The organism is Zoogloea sp. (assembly GCF_017302315.1).
GTDB lineage: Bacteria > Pseudomonadota > Gammaproteobacteria > Burkholderiales > Rhodocyclaceae > Zoogloea.
The window spans coordinates 1-20,184 of the sequence record NZ_JAFLDT010000072.1 but is presented as its reverse complement, the minus strand read 5'-3'; the positions used below and the strand labels follow the sequence as shown (position 1 = coordinate 20,184).

Here is a 20,184-nt window from a genome sequence, read left to right as displayed (position 1 = left end):
CCAGGCTGGCCCCCCAGTCCTCCCCCAGGGGCAGGCTCAGTTCGGGGGCGCCCCGCCGGTATAGGCGCAGGGTGTCCGGGCCGATGTCGAGCCGTACCGTCTCAGGCCACAAAGGTGACACGGTTCAGCTCCTGGAGAGTGGTGAGGCCGTCACGGACCAGGGCCAGCCCGGCCTCCCGTAGGCTGATGAAGCCGCGCTGCCGGGCCGTGTCCTTGAGCACCCGCAGGGGCGCCCGCCCGGTGATCAGGTCGCGCAGCTCGTCGTCCAGCAGCAGCACTTCGGCGATCGCCCGGCGCCCCCGGTAGCCCGAGCCCCGGCACTGGCCACAGCCGCTGCCGGCGCGGAAGCGGTAGTCGACCAGCGGCCCCGCCAGCCCGGAGGCGGCCAGGGTGGCGGCATCCGGCAGGCAGTCGGCGCTGCAGGCCGGGCAGTTGATGCGCAGCAGGCGCTGGGCCACCACCCCGTTGAGGGCCGCCACCAGGTTGTAGGGATCGACCCCCATGTGCATGAAGCGGCCGATCACGTCGAAGACGTTGTTGGCGTGCACGGTGGTGAACACCAGGTGGCCGGTGAGGGCCGCCTGGATGGCGATCTCGGCGGTCTCCGGGTCGCGGATCTCGCCGACCATGATCTTGTCCGGGTCGTGGCGCAGGATGGAGCGCAGGCCGCGGGCAAAATCCAGCCCCTTCTTCTCATTCACCGGGATCTGCAGCACGCCCGCCAGCTGGTACTCCACCGGGTCTTCGATGGTGATCACCTTGTCCTGGCCGGTGTGGGTCTCGGACAGCAACGCGTACAGGCTGGTGGTCTTGCCCGAGCCGGGGGGGCCGGTGACGAGCAGCATGCCGTAGGGCTCGGCGGCCATGTGCCTGAGGCGGGCGCGGGTGGTGGCGTCGAAGCCCAGGGTGTCGAGGGACAGGCCGGCCAGCTCGCGGGTCAGATGCTCCTTGTCGAGGATGCGCAGCACCGCGTCCTCGCCGTGGATGCTGGGCATGATGGACACCCGGAAATCGATGGCCCGCCCCCCCGCCTGCACCTTGAAGCGCCCGTCCTGGGGCACGCGCCGTTCGGCGATGTCCAGCTCGGCCAGCACCTTGAGGCGCGACACGGCCTGCTCGGCGAGGGCCGTGCCGGGCACACTGCCCATCCGGTTGAGCACCCCGTCCACCCGGTACTTGATGACCAGCCCGCCGGGCTGGGATTCCAGGTGGATGTCGCTGGCGCCCTGGCGGATGGCATCGTAGAGGGTGGAGTTGACCAGCTTCACCACCGGGCTGGCGTCGCCGGCGATGCGGCGCAGGGACAGGTCCTCCCCGCCATCGCCCCCAGCCGGCGCCTCGGCGCTGCCCAGCACATCGGCCACCACCCGATGGGCCGACTCGTGCCGGGCCAGGCAGGCGGCCACATCCTCACGCAGGGCCTGGCGCAGGCTGAAGGCCTCGGCCAGGCTGCCCCCCAGGCCGTCCACCAGGTCGGTGTCGGCCGGGTCGGCCAGGGCGATCACCAGCTGCCCGCGGGCATCCCGGCCGGCAAAGGCGTCCCGGCGCAGGGCCGTGTCGAAGGACAGCACCGCAAAATCCGGCACCAGGGCCAGCAGCTCGGCGTGGGCGATGGGCGGCATGCCGGCGGGTACCGCGCTCACTGGATGCTCTCCGCCACCTGGAAGATGGGCAGGTAGAGCATGATCAGGATCAGCCCCACCGCCACCGCGATCACCAGCATCAGCAGGGGGCCGGCCAGGCGGGTCAGCACGTCGAGCCAGCGGGCGCTCTCCTCCTCGTGGAACTCGGCGGCCCGCTCCAGCATTTCCCCCAGATTGCCGGCCCGCTCCCCCACCGCCACCATGCGCAGGGCCACCGGCGTGGCCAGGCCGTTGGCCTGCAGGGTGCCGGCCAGGCCCTGGCCCTCGCGCACCTGGGCGATGCTGGCCTGCAGCCCCGGCCGCAGCACCGGCGAGAGCAGCCCCTCCACCATGCCCATGGCCGTCACCGCCGGAATGCCACCCCGCAGCAGCATGCCCAAAGTACGGTAGAAGCGCGCCAACTCGAAAACCCGCAGGCGCTCGCCCACCCGGGGCAGGCGCCAGCCCAGGCGCAGCGCCGCCGCGCGGGTGGCCGGGCGACGCAGGATGGCGACCACCGCCGTGATCAGGGCCAATACGCCGCCCCCAACCAGGGGCGCATGGGCCTGCATCAACTGGCCCCATTGCAGCAGCAACCGGGACATCCACGGCAGCTCGCCCCCCACCGTCTCGAAGACTTGGGCAAAGCGCGGCACCACGAAGAGCAGCAGAAAGAGCATCACCGCCCCGCCGACAAGCAGCAGCAGCGCCGGGTAGACGGCAGCCGACACCAGCTTGCCGCGCACCAGGGCGAGCTGGCGCTGATAGTCGATGTAGCGGGCCAGGGCCTGGGCCAGATCGCTGGTGCGCTCGGCGGCGCGGATGGTGGCCACATAAAGATCGGGAAAGGCCTGGGGCCGGGCCGCCAGGGCCAGGGACAGTGTGCGCCCCTCCCGCAGGCCCTCCCCAAGACCCAGCAACACCTCCCGCACCCCGGCCCGGGTCTCCTTCTCCGCCAGGGCGGCCAGGGCCTCGGCCAGGGGAATGCCGGCCGCCAGCAACGCCAGCAACTCCTGATTGAAGAGCTGCAGGGGAAAACGCCCCCCCGCGGCCTTGCCATCCACGGGGGTCACAGACATCACCGCCAGCCCCTGGGCCACGGCCAGACGCCGGGCAGCCGCCGCATCAGGCGCGGCCAGCTCAAGCTCATGGATGGCGGCGGCACCCGCCAGGGCCCGGACACGGAAACGCATGCGCTACCAGTTGACGATGTCGGCAGCCTCACCCGTACCGCCGGGCTGGCCGTCGCGGCCAAAGGAGTAGAGATCGAACTCCCCATGCTCGCCGGGCTGCACATACTGGTAGGGCTTGCCCCAGGGGTCGTTGGGCAGAGCCTTCTTCAAATAGGGGCCGGCCCAGCGCGACGCATCCGCCGGCGCAGTCATCAAGGCCTGCAGGCCTTCCTCGGTGCTCGGGTAGCGCCCCAGGTCGATGCGGTACTGGTCCAGCGCCTTCTCCAGACCATCGATCTGCGCCCGCACCGCCTTCACCTCCGACCGGCCGATGTGGGCAAAGAACTTCGGGCCGACATAGCCCGCCAGCAGGCCGATGATGCTCATCACCACCAGCAGCTCAAGAAGGGTGAAACCGCCGATGCGGCAGCGCGCACGGGGAATGGAGGAAACACGGACAGTCGGCATGGTCGGCGCAGACTAGGGGAGCTTCGTGACAGGACCATCACGGCTTGAAGTCATTGCGGTTTCAATGCTCAAGACCCGAGGCTTGCTCTGCCGCCTCACACGCCTTTGACGACGCGTATTCATCGTTTCGAGTCGCAGGCAGCGCCTACGTAGTGAAGTACAAAACACCTTGGTCTCGACGATCATCAAGTCGTCCTTATCATCGAAAATCCGGACACAAATTGACATATTTTTAATGACTCTGGTTGAGTATCTTAAACGCATGTTACTTCATATAGTTATTTTGAGTAACTGCAATTTTTCTCACCTTTTCGGTGACCTAGATCACTGCAATTACTAACTTACCTATGAGAATCTAAAAATGACATAGGCAATATCATTTTTCACTTTCTTCCATGTTAGGGTTTGTTCTTGGCGGCGTTAATTCGACAAAACATTGGAATAGCTCTATATAGGTGTGTGGCGATGCCTCTTCGACAGAGTGGATGCTTCAGAGTTTCTGAAAAACACAGCCCCCCCCGCACTCTCCCATTGAGTTGTGGATATGGGCTGCCAGCCACGGATGATCCATATCGATCTCGCGTCCGCTTACTTGTCATTGCCCTATCGCTAACGAATCCAATATCCGCTGTCGCAGCTGGATCGTTTTGGACCACTCTCAAGGGCACTACAAAAACTGGCTTTCCGACACTTGAAGCTGCTGCAGAGTGGAGTTGCAATAGCAGAAAATTGGGCTTGGATGGGTATGTATTTCCGCTTTATGAGAGCTGCGATGGAAGCGTAGTATTCCATCCCGTCTTTCAAGACGCGGGGCCACCGAATTCAAACTGGACTAATTACTGGACGTCTTTCTATGATCATTGGGAGGGCTATCCTCGTGGCCCTCTTAGGTACAATCTAATCGCCTACGACGCAAACGACATCCCCCGAGCCAAAGAGCTTCGAGATGATGACGGTGCTTGCGGGGGCGGAATCGGAGGGACGGGAAGCGACATATCGCCAGCAACACCGAATCCGATCACGATAGGTACAGGCGACAAGTCCTTGGTCGAACGGGATATTCCTGGAGACGCTGCTGGTACATTGTCCTTTCGGCGCTACTACAACAGCAGTGGGTACATGGCGAACCGCAAGATCGGTTCCCAGTGGAGGCATAGCTACGACCGTCAGATCAAGCCTCTGATAACAAACACCATTAGCTTTGCGACGGTAACGCGGGCAAGCGGAAGAGCATTTTCGTATGTCACGGTAAATGGCCTCTTCATCTCGGAGGCCGACATTCCTGATGTCCTACAACGCTTATATGACGCAAATGGCAGTCCGTCTGGGTGGATTTATTTCAAGCCGGACAATGTCACTGAGATCTATGACGTCAGCGGACGATTGCTTTCAATTCGTAGCCCTTCCGGGCGAACCGAGACACTCGCCTACGATTCCGTAACGGGCAATTTGTCGTCTGTAACAGACAATTTCGGGCGCAGCCTGGCGTTTCACTATGACGCCAGTGGTCGGATCAATCGGGTTGTTGACCCAGCCGGGGCTCAGGTGACGTACACCTACACCGCTTCCAACAATCTAAGCACCATTACTTATCCCGACGGTACATACAAGACCTACTCGTACAATGAGAGCCAGAATACCATCGGAGCCAATCTTCCCAGCGCGTTGACCGGAATCGTTGACGAGAGCGGCGTTCGCTACGCGACCTATCAATACGACAACGTTGGCCGAGCCGTTGGGGAGTTTCTCGCTGACAATATCGCGTCCTATCGGCTGAGTTTCGGATCGGGCAATACGACTGTAACCGACCCACTGGGAACGGCAAGAGTTTACAGCTTCCAGTCGATCCTTGGTGTTACAAAGAGCTTGGGCCAGTCTAAACCAGGCGGATCGGGGTGTATGGCAGCGGCGAGTTCTATTGTCTATGACGCAAAGGGCAACGTGACGCGCCGGACGGATTTCAGCGGCAATACGACCGAATACACATACGACACTTCCCGTAATCTGGAAACAAAGCGCCTGGAGGCTTGGGGTAGGGAGTACCAGCGGACCATTTCGACCCGCTGGCATGGATATTGGCGGTATCCCATGACCATCGCTGAACCGAGAAAGATCACCACTTACGTTTATAACGGTGATGGGGGGGTACTCTGCGCACCTTCAAGCGCAACCATTCCCATTGGGCATACAGGTACACTTCCAATTGCGGTGCTATGCAAACGCATCGAACAACCCACGACGGACACGACGGGGGCTGCAGGCTTCAATCCCACAAACGACGGCCCTGCCCGCACCTGGACCTACACCTACAACCAATACGGTCAAGTCCTGACGGCCGATGGCCCCCGCACCGACGTCGCGGACATCACCACCTACACCTATTACCCCGACTCCACCGCAAACTGGACCCTGGGCGATCTCAAGAGCGTCACCAATGCCCTTGGCCATGTCTGGAACTACACCCGGTACGACAAGGCCGGACGCCTGTTGGCGGCCAGCGACCCCAATGGCACGGCCTACACTTTCACCTACACACCCCGCGGCTGGCTCAAGACCCGCAGTGTCGCAGGGCAGACCACCACCTTCGACTACACCCCCTGGGGCGGGGTGGCCAGGGTGACCCTGCCCGATGGTACCTTTACCGCCTACACTTGGGACGCCGCCCACCGGCTCACCGACATCAGCGACAACCTGGGCAACGCTACCCACCTGACGCTGGACAATGCCGGAAACATTACCGAGTCCTCGACCACCGATCCCCAAGGGCGCGTGGCTCGCCGCACCCGCACCGACTTTGATGCCCTGGGGCGCCCGTGGAAGCACTACGATGCGGCCGGTAACGTCACCGAGACTCGACACGATGCCGAGGATCGACTCAATGCGCTTGTCGACGCCAAAAACAGGACGACCACCTACAGTCGGGACACACTGGGGCGCGTCCAGAGCATCACCAATCCCCTCCCCTCTCCGGGGTATTCAGGATTTAACTACGATGCCCTCGATCAACTGACCCGGTTCGTCGCCCCCAACGGTGCCACCACCACATTTACCGTGGATGGGCTGGGCAACCTCAAGCAGGAGCTCAGTGCAGACCGGGGAACGGTCACTGCCACCTTCGATGCCGCAGGCAACCTGCTGACGCGCACCGATGCTCGGGGTGCAAGTGCAGCCCACACCTACGATGCCCTTGACCGGCGGACCCGGACCCAACTCAAGAACAGCGCAGGGACGGTTAAGCAGACCCTGACTTACACCTGGGACAGCGCTGCCGGGTGTGCCAACGGAAAGGGGCGGCTGTGCAAGCTCGTGGATGGGGCCGGAACGACCACCTTCAACTATGACAGCCGCGGGAACCGGATCTCGGAAACCCGTCTGGACGGTGGCACTTCCTACACCACGCAGTACACCTTCAATGCCGCCGATCGGCTCATCGCGGTCATTGCACCCACAGGGACGCTGCTTGATCAGGCACTCGACGGTGCTGGGCGGGTCCAGTCGCAGACGACGACTCAGGGCGGCTCAACGACGGTGGTGGCCTCGGCCATCACTTACGACGGTGCGGGCACCCCCACCCAGCTCATGCATGCAGGCGGGCTGCTCCCCCAAATCCTTCAGCGCAATACCGATGGCAAGCTCGAGGCGTCCAGTCTCGGCAACAATTCCGTGCTCATGGGCATTCTCTTCGGGCAACGGTTTATCCCCAGCGGAGGAAGCACCAACTTCCTGGTGACCATGACGCCGCCCCAGGCCGGCGGAACGATCCGCCTGTGCCGGCTGGATTGCCTGGGCCCAAATCTGCTTGCCGAAGGCAGCCCTGTGGATGGGGTCCGCATCACCGGCAGCATCCAGGGCTTGCCGGTGGGAGTCCATCACCTCTACGCGGTCTTCACGCCCAACCCACCCTTTGTCGCGATCACCTCGCAGACACGCCGCCTGTTCGTCGGTATCCCGCCCAACCGCTTCTTCGAGGATCTCCTGCCATGACCACTCGATCCCTTCTCCTGGGGCTGCTGCTCCTGACCCCTGCCCTCCAGGGCCGCGCTGCCTCGTTCGAGTGCATCGGTACCATCACGCAAGTCCAGACGTCGGCCACCGGTGAAGTCCGTATTCAGCCCACCTGGCGCAATGATGTAGTGACACTTTGCAATGCCATCACGCCCTGGAAAGGCATTCCCATCGACGTCTGCAAGCGCTGGCATGCCCACGTCCTCACGGCTCAGCTTGCCCAGACCAGCAGCCGGGTTTATTACGCCACCGCCACCGCAACCAGTTGCGGCACGATGGGCACCAACAACACGGCCGATGCCCCCGACCAGGTTGGCAACCTCTGAGGCGCCGAGACCATGCCAGCATCGCTTCGCCGCCGCCTCCACACCCTGCTGACACTGCTGGCCATGGCGTGCCTGCAGCCCGCCCTGGCGGGCACGCTTGCCTGCAGTGGCACCGTCAATGAAATCGTTCATACCGCAACCGGAGAGCTGCGCATCAAGCCTTCCTGGCGGGGGGAATGGATCACCCTGTGCAACACAGCCACCGCGTGGAAGGGCATTCCTACGGACATCTGCAAGCTCTGGCAGGCCCAGGCCCTGGGCGCCCAGATCACCCAGGTGTACACCCTGCTCCAGTACCCCAGCACCGCCGCCAGCACCTGTGCGGTCATGGGGACACTCGGCACGGCCGATGCGGCCAGCGCCCTCACCACCTACTGAGCGCCTGTTCATGTCACGCCTTTCCTTCCGGGCCCTCACCACGCTCACGGCCGCCCTGTCGGCCTGCCTGCTCTTGGCCGGGCCCCTGCGGGCCGACAGCTACCTGTATGACGAGCTGGGCAATGTCAGATCCCGCTCCAATGACCGGGGCACCGTCACCTACACCTACGACGAGATCAACCGCCTCCAGAACGAGAGCGGCTACACCGGCACCCGGGCCCACACCTACGATGCCAATACCAACCGGACCAGTAATGGCGCCCCCACCGGAATGACCACGGCCACCTTCGCCGCGAACAGCAACCGCCTGGCGACGATTAACGGCGTGGCGGTCACCCTGGATGCCGCCGGCAACCTGACCCAGGAGGGCAGCTACACCTACGGATGGAATGAGGCCGGGCTGTTGCAGACGGTCAGTAAGGCGGGCAGCCTCGTCGCCACCTACACCTACGACCACCGCAACCGGCGCACCCGCAAGGTGACCACCCCCGCCGCGCCCCAGGGGGCGCAGACGGTGGTCTATCACTACGACCAGGCCGACCGCCTGATCGGTGAGACCCGGGGAGACGGCACGCCGCTGCGCACCTATGTGTGGCTGGAGGAGCGGCCCATGGTGGTGATGGAACACGCCGCACTGAGCACGCCCCCGCGCACCCTCTACCTGCAGCGCGATCATCTGGACACGCCGCGCCTGGCCAAGGATGCAGCCGGGACGATCCACTGGCGCTGGGACAGTGACGGCTACGGCAGCGCTGCCGCAACCGAGGATCCGGACGGGAACGGCAAGGTGACGGTGATCAATCTGCGCTTCCCGGGGCAGTATTATGATCAGGAGAGCGGGCTACACTACAACTGGAACCGGTATTACAGCCCGAGGATGGGGAGGTATATTTCCAGTGACCCGATTGGGATTGAGGGAGGTGGGAATTCTTACAGCTATGTCAATGGGAACCCGCTGAGCTATACCGATCCTGAGGGATTGCAGGCAACTGCTGTATTGGGCGGTTTCGGTGGCGGAAGTTCAGCAGCAGGAGCAGGCGCTACTGCTGGCCTTGGAGCGGGGGCTGCTGTAGCCGGGGCAGGACTTGCTGGCTATGGTTTGGGTACGTTAATTTATCCATACATCGAACCGGCTGTTTCCAAGGCTGTCGATTGGTGCATGAGTAGTAACAGCAAGCAGGAATGTCTCGATAACTGTTATGCCGCTTACTTGAACCAGGTGAGAATCTGCAAGATGTCCCCGACAGCAAAGGGGCGCGAACAATGCTATGCAAGAGCTAGTGACTTGCATGGCCAATGCCGGGCTGCATGCAAATGAAATGAGCGATAAGGATTGCGGTATGAACATCGACAAAATCGTCGAGCGTAAATTGAGCCTTGCCGACGAAGGCACCGGTGAGCAGAGGGAACTCCGCATAGAGATCGGGCGGCCACAGTGGACCGAAATCGATATCGAAGCCGTATGTCCGGTGTTCATTCATGGCTTGATGGATTCGGCGCTGAACATCTATGGCTCTGACCTGCTGAGCGCTTTGGAGTGTGCTCTTGGCTTTGTCAAATCAGAATTATCCAATTTGCCTGCCACGCAGAAAGTTCTGTGGCCTGACGGTGAGCCATACTTCGATTAGCAAGGTCAAAGGGGGGCATTAATCTCTATGCTTATGTCGAAGGGAATCCGATCAGCTACATCGATCCCACTGGAGAGATTGGCTTACCTGGCGCAGCCATTGGTGTGGGAATCGAACTAGGTCTTCAGGCATTCAACAACTATCGCACTGGCTGTGATCTGCTAAACATCGGCAACTACAATTGGTACGACGTCGGGATTGCCGCTGCAATCGGCACCATTGCACCCGGATGGTTTTCCGTTGGCAAGAGCGCCCTCAACTCAGGCAGAGCTATATCAAAGTTGTCGGAGCAACTGGGCCGCGCCCAAACAATAAATCGAGCCGCAAAGATTGCCGGCCGCATTCAGAGTCACACTTCCAGTATCGCTGGCGACATTGTTATTCAGGGAGCATTTCAGGGCGCCAAATACGTCGGCAAACAAGTCACAGGCGCGGCCCGGACCACCGACTGCAGTTGCCAGAAATGAGAAAAACTTGGATTTACCTTGCTGGAGTCGTCGTTTTCGGCCTGACATATACATGGCTGAAGACGATAATGAGTGAGCCAGTCTTCTTCATCGGAGCAATCAGCTACTTGCTGCTGCTGCGGTTTGTTGCTGAACGGATCGGAAAGTAGATTTGTGGATCCGAAGACCGCCACAGCAGTGGTCACGGGGTGCCTGGTCCTGGCCAGGCCCCTGCGGGCCGACAGGTATCTGTACAACTAGCTGAGCAACCGCAAGGCCCGCTCCACTGACAGGGGGACGGACCTAGACCTACGACGATATCAACCGCCTTCAGAACGTTTGGCCGCCAGATTCTGTCGCCGCGGCCCGAGGTCAAACAAACGGATTTCTTGCGGAGCAGGGCCAGATGGCCCATATTCGCTATTCGCGAATTACGAATTCGACGCCCGGAGAATGGAACTCAAGACGCAGGATCTGATCGTTTTGCTCAAGGTCGCCGCACATCCGCCACGACGCTGGACTTACGCTGAGTTGAGCGCCGCGTTGTCCATGAGTGCGTCCGAGACGCATGCAAGCGTTAGACGTGCTGTCGAGTGCGGACTTGCGGTCTCTCATGGGCGAGATGGCTGGCAGCCTGTACGGCCGGCGCTGCTGGAGTTCTTGTTGCATGGTGTGAAATATGTGTGGCCCGCAGCCTTGGGGCCGGTCAAGCGAGGGGTACCGACGAGCATTGGTGCGGAGCCCCTGGCCAGCCAAGTGAACGTGGCGTCAGGTGAAGCACCCGTGTGGCCACATCCCGATGGAACGGCTAAAGGCCCATCCATCTCGCCGCTATACAGAACAGCGCCGGATGCGGCACTTCGAGACCCGGATCTGCACCGCCTCCTTGCGCTGCTGGATGCTGTCAGATGCGGTCGGGCTCGTGAGAGAGCGCTGGCTGCTGACATGTTGAGCCGCGAGCTCGGAGGAGCACATGCTTCCGAATGATCCGAACCTGGCGCAGCTTCGGCTGATTGCTGAGGCCCTGGGTGATCTGCGACACCAACTCGTATTCGTGGGTGGCTCAATCGCAGGCCTGCTCATGACAGACCCTCTTGCATTCAGGTTTCCAGGTTCATCCGACCGCGGACTTCGATCAGCGGCATGCCTGTGATCAACGCGCGGATGGGCGACTGAAGTCGCCCCTACGAGTCGCTGCTGCAGGAGAGCACGATGGCGGCTGCGCGTTGATGACGCACCCTCACCACCAATCTTTCAACCACCTTGCAGCAAACCCATCCGAACGGAGGAGTAGCGGCGGATTTCGCCCTGCGACCCCTGTAGCACGACTTGCCTACAGTGCCGGGTCAGTCCATCCTCCCGGAGCCCCTCCCATGCCTACACCCCATCGCCTCGCCGCCGCGCTCTGCACGGCCGGCCTTCTGTCTGCCAGCGGCCTCGCCAGTGCCGCATCGGACATCGTCATCAGCCAGATCTACGGGGGTGGGGGCAACGTTTACAGCGCCGACTACGTGGAGCTCTTCAACCGGAGCAGCAACCCGGTGGATGTGAGCGGCTGGTCGGTGCAGTACGCCAGCGCCACGGGCACCGGCAACTTCTCGGGCAACGGGGTGGCGGCGCTCAATGGCACCTTGCAGCCGGGCCAGTACCTGCTGGTGCGGCTGGCCACCGCCAGCGGCGGCAGCGCCCTGCCAGCAGCCGATGCCACGGGCACCTCCAACCTGGCGCTTGCCAATGGCAAGGTCGTGCTTGCCAATGTGGCCACCGGCCTTGCCTGTAACGGCAGCAGCACGCCCTGCACCCCTGCGCAGAATGCCCAGATCGTCGATCTGGTGGGCTACGGCACGGCCAACTTCAAGGAGGGCGCCAGCACCGCCCCGGCGGCCAGTTCCACCACGGCCCTGTTCCGGGCTGCGGCCGGCTGTACCGACACCGACAACAACGGCGCCGACTTCAGCACCGGCGCACCGGCCCCGCGCAACAGCGCCAGCCCCCTGAACCAGTGCGTCGGCGCGCCGGTAAATGCCCCCATCGTTCCCGCCTGCAGCGCCCTGAGTGTTCAGCAGGGCCAGGCCGGCAGCGTGACCCTGACGGCCAGTGACCTGGACAGCCTGGTGACCGGCGCCAGTATCGACAGCGCCCCGGTGGCCGGCATCAGCCTCGGCCCGGTGACACCCTCAGCCGCCGACGGTGCCGCCGCCAGCGTCAGCCTGCAGGCCAGCGCCGCGGTCAGCCCGGGCACCTACCCGGTGCGCGTGCTGTTCACCAACAACGAGGCCCAGAGCGCCAGCTGCACGGTGGACGTGACCGTCAGCGCCGCGGCGGCCACCATTTCCGTCCCCGAGATCCAGGGCAGCGGCAGCACCAGCCCGCGGGTGGGCGAGACCCTCACCACCAGCGGCGTGGTCACCGCCATCTTCCCGGGCCTCAAGGGCTTCTACCTGCAGGACCCGACGGGTGACGGCAACCCGGCCACCTCCGACGGCCTCTTCGTGTATGTGAACAACGCCACCATGCCGGCCGGCGTGGCGGTGGGCAACCGCATCACGGTGAAGGGCACGGTGGCCGAGTTCAGCGGCCTCACCGAGCTCACCAACCCCACCGCGGTCACCGTGCTGGGCACCGGCGAGAGCGTCGCCCCCACCGACGTGAGCCTGCCGGAGAGCGTCAATGGCGAGCTGGAGCGCTACGAGGGCATGCTGGTGCGCGTTGTCAGCCCCATGACCGTGGCCCAGAACTACTTCCTCGGCCGCTTCGGTCAGCTCACCCTGTCGGCGGGCGGGCGCATCGAAAAGGCCACCAACCGCTTCCCCGCCGGCTCGGCCGAAGCGATTGCCCTCAACGACGAAAACCAGCGCCGCCTGCTGGTGCTGGACGACGGCAGCTCCGGGCAGAACCCCAACCCGACGCCCTACATCGGCAGCGGCAATACCGTGCGCGCTGGCGACACGGTGGTGGGCAACCTGGTCGGCATCCTGGACCAGGGCCCCATCAACACCAGCAGCCCGGCCACCCTCGACTACCGCCTGCACCCCACCGAAACCCCGGCCTTCACGCGCACCAACCCGCGCACCCCGGCCCCGGCGGCGGTCGGCGGCAACGTCAAGGTGGCGAGCTTCAACGTGCTCAACTACTTCAACGGCAATGGCAGCGGCGGTGGCTTCCCCACCAGCCGCGGGGCCAGCTCGGCAGCCGAGTTCGAACGCCAGCGCGTCAAGATCATCGGTGCCCTGCGCGCCCTCGACGCCGACGTGGTCGGTCTGATGGAGATCGAGAACGACGGCCACGGTGCCCAGAGCGCCATCCAGGACCTGGTCAATGGCCTCAACGCCGCCATGGGCGCCGGCACCTATGCGGTGGTGCCCGACCCAGCCAACGGCACCGGCAGCGACGAGATCAAGGTGGCCCTGATCTACAAGCCGGCCAAGGTCAGCCGCGTCGGCGCATCCCTGTCCGACCCGGCTGCCATCAACAACCGCCCGCCCCTGGCCCAGACCTTCGCCGCCCTCAACGGCGAGAAGTTCTCGGTGGTGGTCAATCACTTCAAGTCCAAGAGCTGCAGCGACGCCGCCGGCGCCGACCTGGACCAGGGCGACGGCCAGGGCTGCTACAACCCCCGCCGCGTCGAGCAGGCCCGCCAGCTGCTGACCTTCGTCGGACAGGTGCGCAGCACGGCCGGTGACGACGACGTGGTGGTGATCGGCGACCTCAATTCCTACGGCAAGGAAGACCCTGTTGTTGTGCTCACCCAGGCCGGCTTCATCGACCAGCTCGCCGCCCGCGAGGCCAAGCCCTACTCCTACGTCTTCGACGGCGAAACCGGCTACCTGGACCACGCCCTGACCAGCTCCAGCCTCAACAGCCAGCTGGCCGGCGTGGGCCACTGGCACATCAACGCCGACGAGCCCTCCTTCATCGACTACAACCTGGAGTTCAAGCAGCCCGCCTGCGCCGCCTGCGAGCCCGATCTGTACTCCGCCACGCCCTACCGCTCGTCCGACCACGACCCGGTGATCGTCGGCCTGCAACTGGTGCGCAAGCTGGACGGCACGGCGGGTCGCGACACCCTCACCGGCACCCCCGGTGACGACCTCATCAGCGGCGGCGACGGCGCGGACACCCTCAGCGGCGGCGCCGGTGCCGACACCTTCGTGTATCGCAGCCTGCGCGAAGCCGGCGACACCATCACCGACTTCGTTCCCGGCACCGACCGCCTGCACCTGGGCGCCCTGCTGGCCAGCCTCGGCTACACCGGCACCCAACCGCTGACCGACGGCTACCTCAAGCTGGTCAGCACCCCCGCCGGCACCAGCGTGCAGATCGATGCGGACGGCAGCGGCCCTGCCACGGCCCGCCCCCTCGTGCTGCTGAAGGGCGTTGCGGCGAGCAGCGTCGACGCCGCCCGCGACATCATCGTCGCCCCCTGACCCCCGACACCCAAGGACACACCATGAAGCGCACCTTCGCCCTCTCCACCGCCCTGCTACTGGGCGCCTTCATTGCCAACCCGGCCAAGGCCGCCGTGATCAACGGTGATTTCTCCGCCGGCCTGACCGGCTGGAACAGCCTCGGCGACGTCGCCGTATCGGCCGGCGCAGCCCGCCTCAGCACCGCCTCCCTGGATGTGGATGACTTCCCCGCCGCGGCCGGCGCCTTCAACCTCTCCGGCAATGCCGCCGCCCCCGTCGGCCAGCCCGGTGGCGTGGAGGAGTTTGCCGGCCTGCCCCTCGGCCAGCTCGATCCGGACCCGGCGAACGGTAGCTGGGCCTTCGAAGGCTCGGCCCTGCGCCAGACCCTGGCCGTGCAGGCCGGCGACACCCTGAGCTTCGACTGGGGCCTGGGCTCCAACGAAGACCCGCTGGCCGGCATGAACGACTATGCCTTCGTGGTCATCGGTGGCGTGCTCACCGTGCTCGACGACGTGTTCACCGGCCTGGGCAGCGGCAGCTTCAGCCACACCTTCGCCACCGCCGGCAGCGTGGACCTGGTGTTCGGCGTGGTCGACATCGGCGACTACGTGGGCAGCTCCTGGCTGTCCATCGACAACGCGCAGCTCGCCAGCGCCCCCACCACCGTGCCCGAACCCGGCTCCCTGGCCCTCGGCCTCGCCGGCATCGGCCTGCTGGCCCGCCGCCTGCGCCGCCAGGGCTGAAAGCGCGCGCACCTGTGGGGTCGAGCGCATCCTGAAGCAAGACCTGTCGGGACGACTCATTGGGGCAATTTCTAGGGGCGACTGGGATGGGCGACTTCAGTCGCCCATCCCCGCGTCGATCATCGGCCAACCCTTGATCGAAGTCCGCGGGCGACTGAAGTCGCCCCTACAGCCCCCACACCCCAGCCGCCTTCAGCGCCTCCCATAAACCCTTCAGCTTCACCCATCGGGTGATCCGGAAACCCGAGCCGGCTTCAGCATCGGGTTTGCGTCAGGTTCAGGGAGATCAATCGGGGAAGGCAGGCCACCGGCCTGACATACCCCTGTCACCCGCCGGGCTCACCCTGTCTGTCCTCAACGCCCCGGGAGCGAAAGCATGACGGAAAAGGCACGCATCATCGACGCACTCGGGGAGCCCGGGCTGCTGCTCCCGGCCCTGCTGGCCGACGCCCTCGCCGCCAACGACCGGGTCAAGTTCTACTTCAGCCTGCTCCAGGCGGCCCAGCTCCACGCCACCCATCCCTCCGCCCTGCAGCCGGCCCTCTCCGCGGAGCGGGGCGCGGCGGGGATCGCCGATGACAGCCTCGACGCCTTGCCCGGCCAGAGCGAGCTGATCGAAGACGATCTGTACCGGATCCCCGACGCCGAAAAGGTCTGCGGACTGATCGCCACCGAACTCGACACCCTGCTGGCGCCCCTCCGCGCCAGTGGCGACGAAGCGGCCGCCGGCCTGACCGCGCGCCTCTCGGCCCTGCGCGGGCAGGCCTGGTGCACCCGCCAGGACAGCCTCTCCCGCGAGCAGATCACGCGTCTCGTGTCCGGCGACCGGGACGCCGGTGACAGCGCCCATCTGATGGTGATGGACATGCACAAGGCCCTCCTGCACCTACAGTCCCAGATCGCCTCGGAGGACATCGACGGCGCCGCCGCCTACGAGATCGGCCCCACCGACCGCCCGCTGATTGCGGCCTTCATGCGTGGGGTGAACGAAACCCGGCCCCTCAAGTTCGACCACCCGGGCCTGGGCACCACCGCCACCCGCAGCGGCGAACGCCTGATCCTGCAGAACGACATCGGCACCACCGACGCCCATGTCCTCGTGGTGCACGTGGAGAAGGGCTGCGTCCGCGTCACCTACACCGACGTGCACATCCAGCGCCTGCTCTTCTTCCAGAGCCTGTTCGCCCACTGGGCGGTGAACTGGGACGACACCCGCTCGCGCACCGACCGGGACATGGACGACGGGGTGTATCACATCAGCACCGGCACCTTCACCGCCAACAACGAGGCCGGCCTGAGCGACTACCTGTCCTTCCTGGGGTCGCGCCTGGTTTTCCTGATCGACTGGAACCGGGCCCGCAAGCGCCTGCGCCTGCTGCTGCCCAAGAAGGAGAGCCTGGCCGTACTCAAGTGGGCCGCCGACGAAGGCATTGGCCACATGGGCTGGCTGCGGGCCGGCGGCGAGCAACTGGTGGTGGACGCCCTGGCCTTTGCCGCCCGCACCCCGCCGGCCTTCGGCGCCCGCCTCGACGACACCCTGGACCGCAGCCGGGCCATGGCCTTCATGCAGTTCGTGTTCCGCACCTGCACCCGCGCCCAGCTCGAAAACCTCCCCGAGGAGGAGATCCGCGACGCCCTGCGGGTGGAGCTGCTGACCTGCTTCCGCAGCACCCGCCAGCAACTCATCGATGTGGCCGCCGAGCATGCCGCCCTGGCCATCGAGATCGCCGCCGGCCTGCGCGACTGCCTGCTCGGCCTGCTCGGCCCCGAAGCCGGCGAGCAGGTCACCCGCAACGCCGGCCGCGCCCGCCACTGGGAGCACCAGGCCGACGATCTGGTGAATCTGGCCCGTGAGCTGCAACGCCAGAACACCGGCCATGGTGACTTCTACTGCACCCTGATCGAAGGCGCCGACGACATCATCGACGAGTTGGAAGAAGCCGCCTTTCACCTGGGCCTGTTCCCGCCCACCCCGCCCGGTGCGCCCCTGCTGGAAGCCCTCGGCACCCTTGCCGCGCTGGCGGTGTCGAGCGCCCAGGAGTTCCTGAAGGCCCTGGAATGCGCCCGGGGCATCCGCCCGGGCGGCCCGCGGGAAGATCTGCAGGACTTCCTCGAGGCCATCCACCACATCATGGCCGCGGAACGTCAGGCCGACGAAGCCCACCGGGGCTTCAAGCGAGCCCTGATCGCCGACTCGGGTGACTTCCGCGACCTGTATGCCTGCGCCGAATGCGCCCGCAACCTGGAGAACGCCGCCGACCTGCTGCTGCACACCGCCATGCAGCTCCGGGACCACGTCCTGAGTGCGGTAACGAGTGACTAGCATGGACCTGAGCCGCCACCTTTATGGCATCGGCCTGCCCGGCCCGCGTCTCGAAGGCCCCGTCGAGACGATGGGCTTCAAGGCCTTCAATCTGGGCCGCATGGCTGCCATCGGCCTGCCCGTGCCCCAGGCCTTCGTGCTCGGCACCCCCTTCTGCCAAGCCTTCGGCGATGACCCGGCGGCCTTCCGGCCGGCCCTGCGCAAGCTGCTGGAAAGCCAGATCGAACGCCTCGAGGCCGCCTGCGGGCTCGAGTTCGGCTCCGGCCGCAAACCCCTGCTGGTATCGGTACGCTCGGGCGCGCCGGTGTCCATGCCCGGGATGATGGATACCATTCTTGACGTCGGGCTCACCGACGCCACGCTCCGCGGCCTCCTGCGCATGACCGGCAACCCCCGGCTGGTGTGGGACTCCTACCGGCGCCTGATCCAGCAGTATGCCGAGGTGGTGCACCACAGCCCCCCGGCGCCCTTTCGTGAAGCGCTTGATCTGGCCATGGACCAGGCGGGCGCCCAGCGCCCCCAGGAGCTGGACTTCCGCGCCCTCACCCGCCTCGCCCGCCGCTACCTGGAGATCTTCGAGGCCGAGAGCGGCAGCCCTTTTCCCCAGGACCCGCTGACGCAACTGCAGCGGGCCACCGAAGCGGTGTTTGACTCGTGGATGAGCCCCCGGGCCATCGAATACCGGCGCATGCGCCGCATCGACGCAAAGATGGGCACGGCCGTCACGGTCCAGCGCATGGTCTTCGGCAACGCCGGGGGTACCTCCGGTGCCGGGGTCGGCTTCAGCCGCGATCCGGCCACCGGCGAGAACAGGCTCTACCTGGACTTCCGCTTCAACAGCCAGGGCGAGGACGTGGTCTCGGGGCAGCATTCGGCCCCCGACACTGCGCGTCTGGCCGCCACCTTGCCCCATGTACTGTCCCGCCTCGAATCCATGGCCGAGATCCTCGAACGGGAGTTCGGCGACGTGCAGGAGTTCGAATTCACCGTGCAGGACGGAGTCCTCTACCTGCTCCAGACCCGCAGCGCCAAGCGCACCCCCTGGGCCGCCCTGCGCATCGCGGTGGAACAGGTGAACGCCGGCATCTGGTCGCCCGCCCGGGCCCTCGACATGCTCGGTGACGTGGACCTGCGCCATATGGAACACGCCCGCATCGGCGACACCCACGGGCATACCCTGCTGGGCAGCGCCATCCCAGCCGGCATCGGTGTCGCCGTCGGCACCATTGCCCTCGACCCCGCCGATGCCTGCGCCCAGGCCGAGGCCGGGCAGGACTGCATCCTGGTGCGCGACGACACCAGCACCGCCGATCTGCGGGGGATCGCCGCAGCGCGCGGCATCCTCACCGCGCGGGGTGGCCGCACCGCCCACGCGGCCGTGGTTGCCCGACAACTGGGCAAGGCCTGCCTGGTGGGCTGCACCGCGCTGCGCATCGATCTGGCACGGCGCTGCGTGACCATCGGCGAGCACTGCCTGCACGAAGGCGACACCCTCACCCTGGACTGCGCCACTGGCCACATCTACGCCGGTGCCGTACCGGTCGTGACCGAACGCCCGGACGCGTGGCTAAGCCAGGTCGCCACCTGGTTCAGCCACGCCACCACGGCAAGCTGAGGGGCCTTCCACAGGTCGGGTCGCCAGCGCGCAACCCGACATTTCCGGACGAACCGCCCGGATGCGAGGAAGGCCGTCCCGCACGACGACAGGGGAAGTCGTGGTGCGGGACGGGGAGCGCATCTCCCGTCAGCTGATCGTCACCGCCGCCGTACCGGCCGGAATGCGCGCCGTCACCGTGCGGGCGATCAGGCCCGAAGCCGGCGCCGTGCTGCCCACCAGCCGGTTCAGTGCCCTGAACTGGCACACCATCTCGGTGGCGGTGAGGGTGACCACCCCATAGCCCTGGATGTCGGTACTGGCCCAGCGGATCCAGGGATTGGCCGAGATGCCGGCCAGTTGCCCCGCCAGCCCGAGGAGCTGGGTCGAGAAGGCCGGATCGGCCTTGAGCCCCGCCAGCACCGCCGTGGTCGTCGCATCCAGCGCAGCCTCGGCGACGCCACTGGCCGCCAACGCGGAACGCAGACGGATGCGCAGCCCCTCGGCAAGAGCGTCCAGGGTCGGCGGATTGCCGGCCATGGTGTAGTCAAAGAGGTTGAGCCGCAGGTTGAGGGTGCCGATGCCGGCCACCGGCACCGCCAGGGGGTAGTAGATCAGGGTGGCCAGGTCGGGGCTGACGGAACCCACCGCATCGGCAAAGAAGGTGAACAGGGACTCGGAGCTGATGCCCGCGGTCACCAGGTCCACCATCACCGGCTGAGGGCTGGCGGCGTCGTGGTCGTCCATCACCACCCCGGCATCGAAGCAGTGCAGATCGCCGGTGAGCGCCACCACGTTGCGGATGTTGCCCCCCTTCAGGTGGGCCATCAGCGCCTTGCGCTCGGCGTTGAAACCGTCCCACTGGTCGCAGTTGAACAGGAAGCGGTCGAAATAGGCCTTGAGGGCATCGGCACGGCCAGACGCCTGGACGAAGGATGAATTGACGCCGCGGGCCTGGATGTCCGGCTTGATGTAGCCAAAGGCAATGGTCTGGGCACCGGCCGACACCTGGGCAGCCGCACCCCCTGCGGCGGCTGCCGCCGCCGCGTTGAAAGCGGCCACGGCAATGG

The 20,184-nt window shown here is 65.3% G+C and carries 14 protein-coding genes and 1 pseudogene; 11 read left to right on the top strand and 4 right to left on the bottom strand.

The window, feature by feature from the left end:
* Positions 1-101 precede the first annotated feature (101 nt).
* The 3 genes from J0L98_RS17125 to gspG are packed head-to-tail and all read right to left on the bottom strand — an operon-like array spanning position 102 to position 3,262.
* A complete protein-coding gene (locus J0L98_RS17125) occupies positions 102-1,622 on the bottom strand; it encodes a GspE/PulE family protein (RefSeq protein WP_296413058.1) in 1,521 nt (506 codons plus the stop codon).
* A gap of 17 nt (positions 1,623-1,639) precedes the next feature.
* Positions 1,640-2,815 carry a type II secretion system F family protein gene (locus J0L98_RS17120; protein WP_296413056.1) on the bottom strand — a complete coding sequence of 392 codons (1,176 nt, stop codon included), beginning with the start codon at positions 2,813-2,815 and terminating at the stop codon, positions 1,640-1,642.
* 3 nt (positions 2,816-2,818) lie between these two features.
* Positions 2,819-3,262: a type II secretion system major pseudopilin GspG gene (gene gspG, locus J0L98_RS17115; protein WP_296413055.1), complete on the bottom strand. Its 444-nt coding sequence runs from the start codon at positions 3,260-3,262 to the stop codon at positions 2,819-2,821.
* A gap of 465 nt (positions 3,263-3,727) precedes the next feature.
* Between gspG and J0L98_RS21635 the strand changes: the two are divergent.
* From J0L98_RS21635 to J0L98_RS17065, 11 genes and pseudogenes are all read left to right on the top strand, one after another.
* Positions 3,728-5,263 (top strand): annotated as a pseudogene (locus tag J0L98_RS21635) (DUF6531 domain-containing protein); the annotation flags it as partial.
* Between the two features lie 207 nt (positions 5,264-5,470).
* Positions 5,471-7,246 carry a hypothetical protein gene (locus J0L98_RS17110; protein ID WP_296413054.1) on the top strand — a complete coding sequence of 592 codons (1,776 nt, stop codon included), beginning with the start codon at positions 5,471-5,473 and terminating at the stop codon, positions 7,244-7,246.
* On the top strand, positions 7,243-7,593 hold the full coding sequence (locus J0L98_RS17105) for a hypothetical protein (RefSeq protein WP_296413053.1): 351 nt from the start codon (positions 7,243-7,245) through the stop codon (positions 7,591-7,593). The genes J0L98_RS17110 and J0L98_RS17105 overlap by 4 nt, the downstream gene beginning before the upstream one ends.
* A 12-nt stretch (positions 7,594-7,605) precedes the next feature.
* On the top strand, positions 7,606-7,971 hold the full coding sequence (locus J0L98_RS17100) for a hypothetical protein (RefSeq protein WP_296413051.1): 366 nt from the start codon (positions 7,606-7,608) through the stop codon (positions 7,969-7,971).
* 10 nt (positions 7,972-7,981) lie between these two features.
* Positions 7,982-9,289: an RHS repeat-associated core domain-containing protein gene (locus J0L98_RS17095; protein ID WP_296413050.1), complete on the top strand. Its 1,308-nt coding sequence runs from the start codon at positions 7,982-7,984 to the stop codon at positions 9,287-9,289.
* A gap of 22 nt (positions 9,290-9,311) precedes the next feature.
* Positions 9,312-9,599: a hypothetical protein gene (locus J0L98_RS17090; RefSeq protein ID WP_296413049.1), complete on the top strand. Its 288-nt coding sequence runs from the start codon at positions 9,312-9,314 to the stop codon at positions 9,597-9,599.
* A 104-nt stretch (positions 9,600-9,703) separates the two neighbouring features.
* Positions 9,704-10,066 carry a hypothetical protein gene (locus J0L98_RS17085; RefSeq protein WP_296413048.1) on the top strand — a complete coding sequence of 121 codons (363 nt, stop codon included), beginning with the start codon at positions 9,704-9,706 and terminating at the stop codon, positions 10,064-10,066.
* Between the two features lie 1,352 nt (positions 10,067-11,418).
* Positions 11,419-14,472 (top strand): ExeM/NucH family extracellular endonuclease, encoded by a 3,054-nt coding sequence (locus J0L98_RS17080; protein ID WP_296413047.1) that lies wholly within the window; start codon positions 11,419-11,421, stop codon positions 14,470-14,472.
* A gap of 23 nt (positions 14,473-14,495) precedes the next feature.
* Entirely contained in the window at positions 14,496-15,197 is a 702-nt protein-coding gene (locus J0L98_RS17075) for a PEP-CTERM sorting domain-containing protein (RefSeq protein ID WP_296413046.1), read from the top strand.
* 376 nt (positions 15,198-15,573) lie between these two features.
* The gene (locus tag J0L98_RS17070) at positions 15,574-17,520 is read left to right on the top strand and encodes a hypothetical protein (RefSeq protein ID WP_296413045.1); all 1,947 of its coding nucleotides are present in this window, start codon (positions 15,574-15,576) and stop codon (positions 17,518-17,520) included.
* 1 nt (position 17,521) lies between these two features.
* Positions 17,522-19,135, top strand: a complete 1,614-nt coding sequence (locus tag J0L98_RS17065; protein ID WP_296413043.1) for a PEP/pyruvate-binding domain-containing protein — start codon at positions 17,522-17,524, stop codon at positions 19,133-19,135.
* A 129-nt stretch (positions 19,136-19,264) separates the two neighbouring features.
* On the opposite strand, the gene J0L98_RS17060 is transcribed toward J0L98_RS17065, so the two are convergent.
* Positions 19,265-20,184, bottom strand: a 920-nt coding sequence (locus tag J0L98_RS17060; protein WP_296413041.1) for an alkaline phosphatase D family protein, incomplete at its 5' end; no start/stop codon positions are given.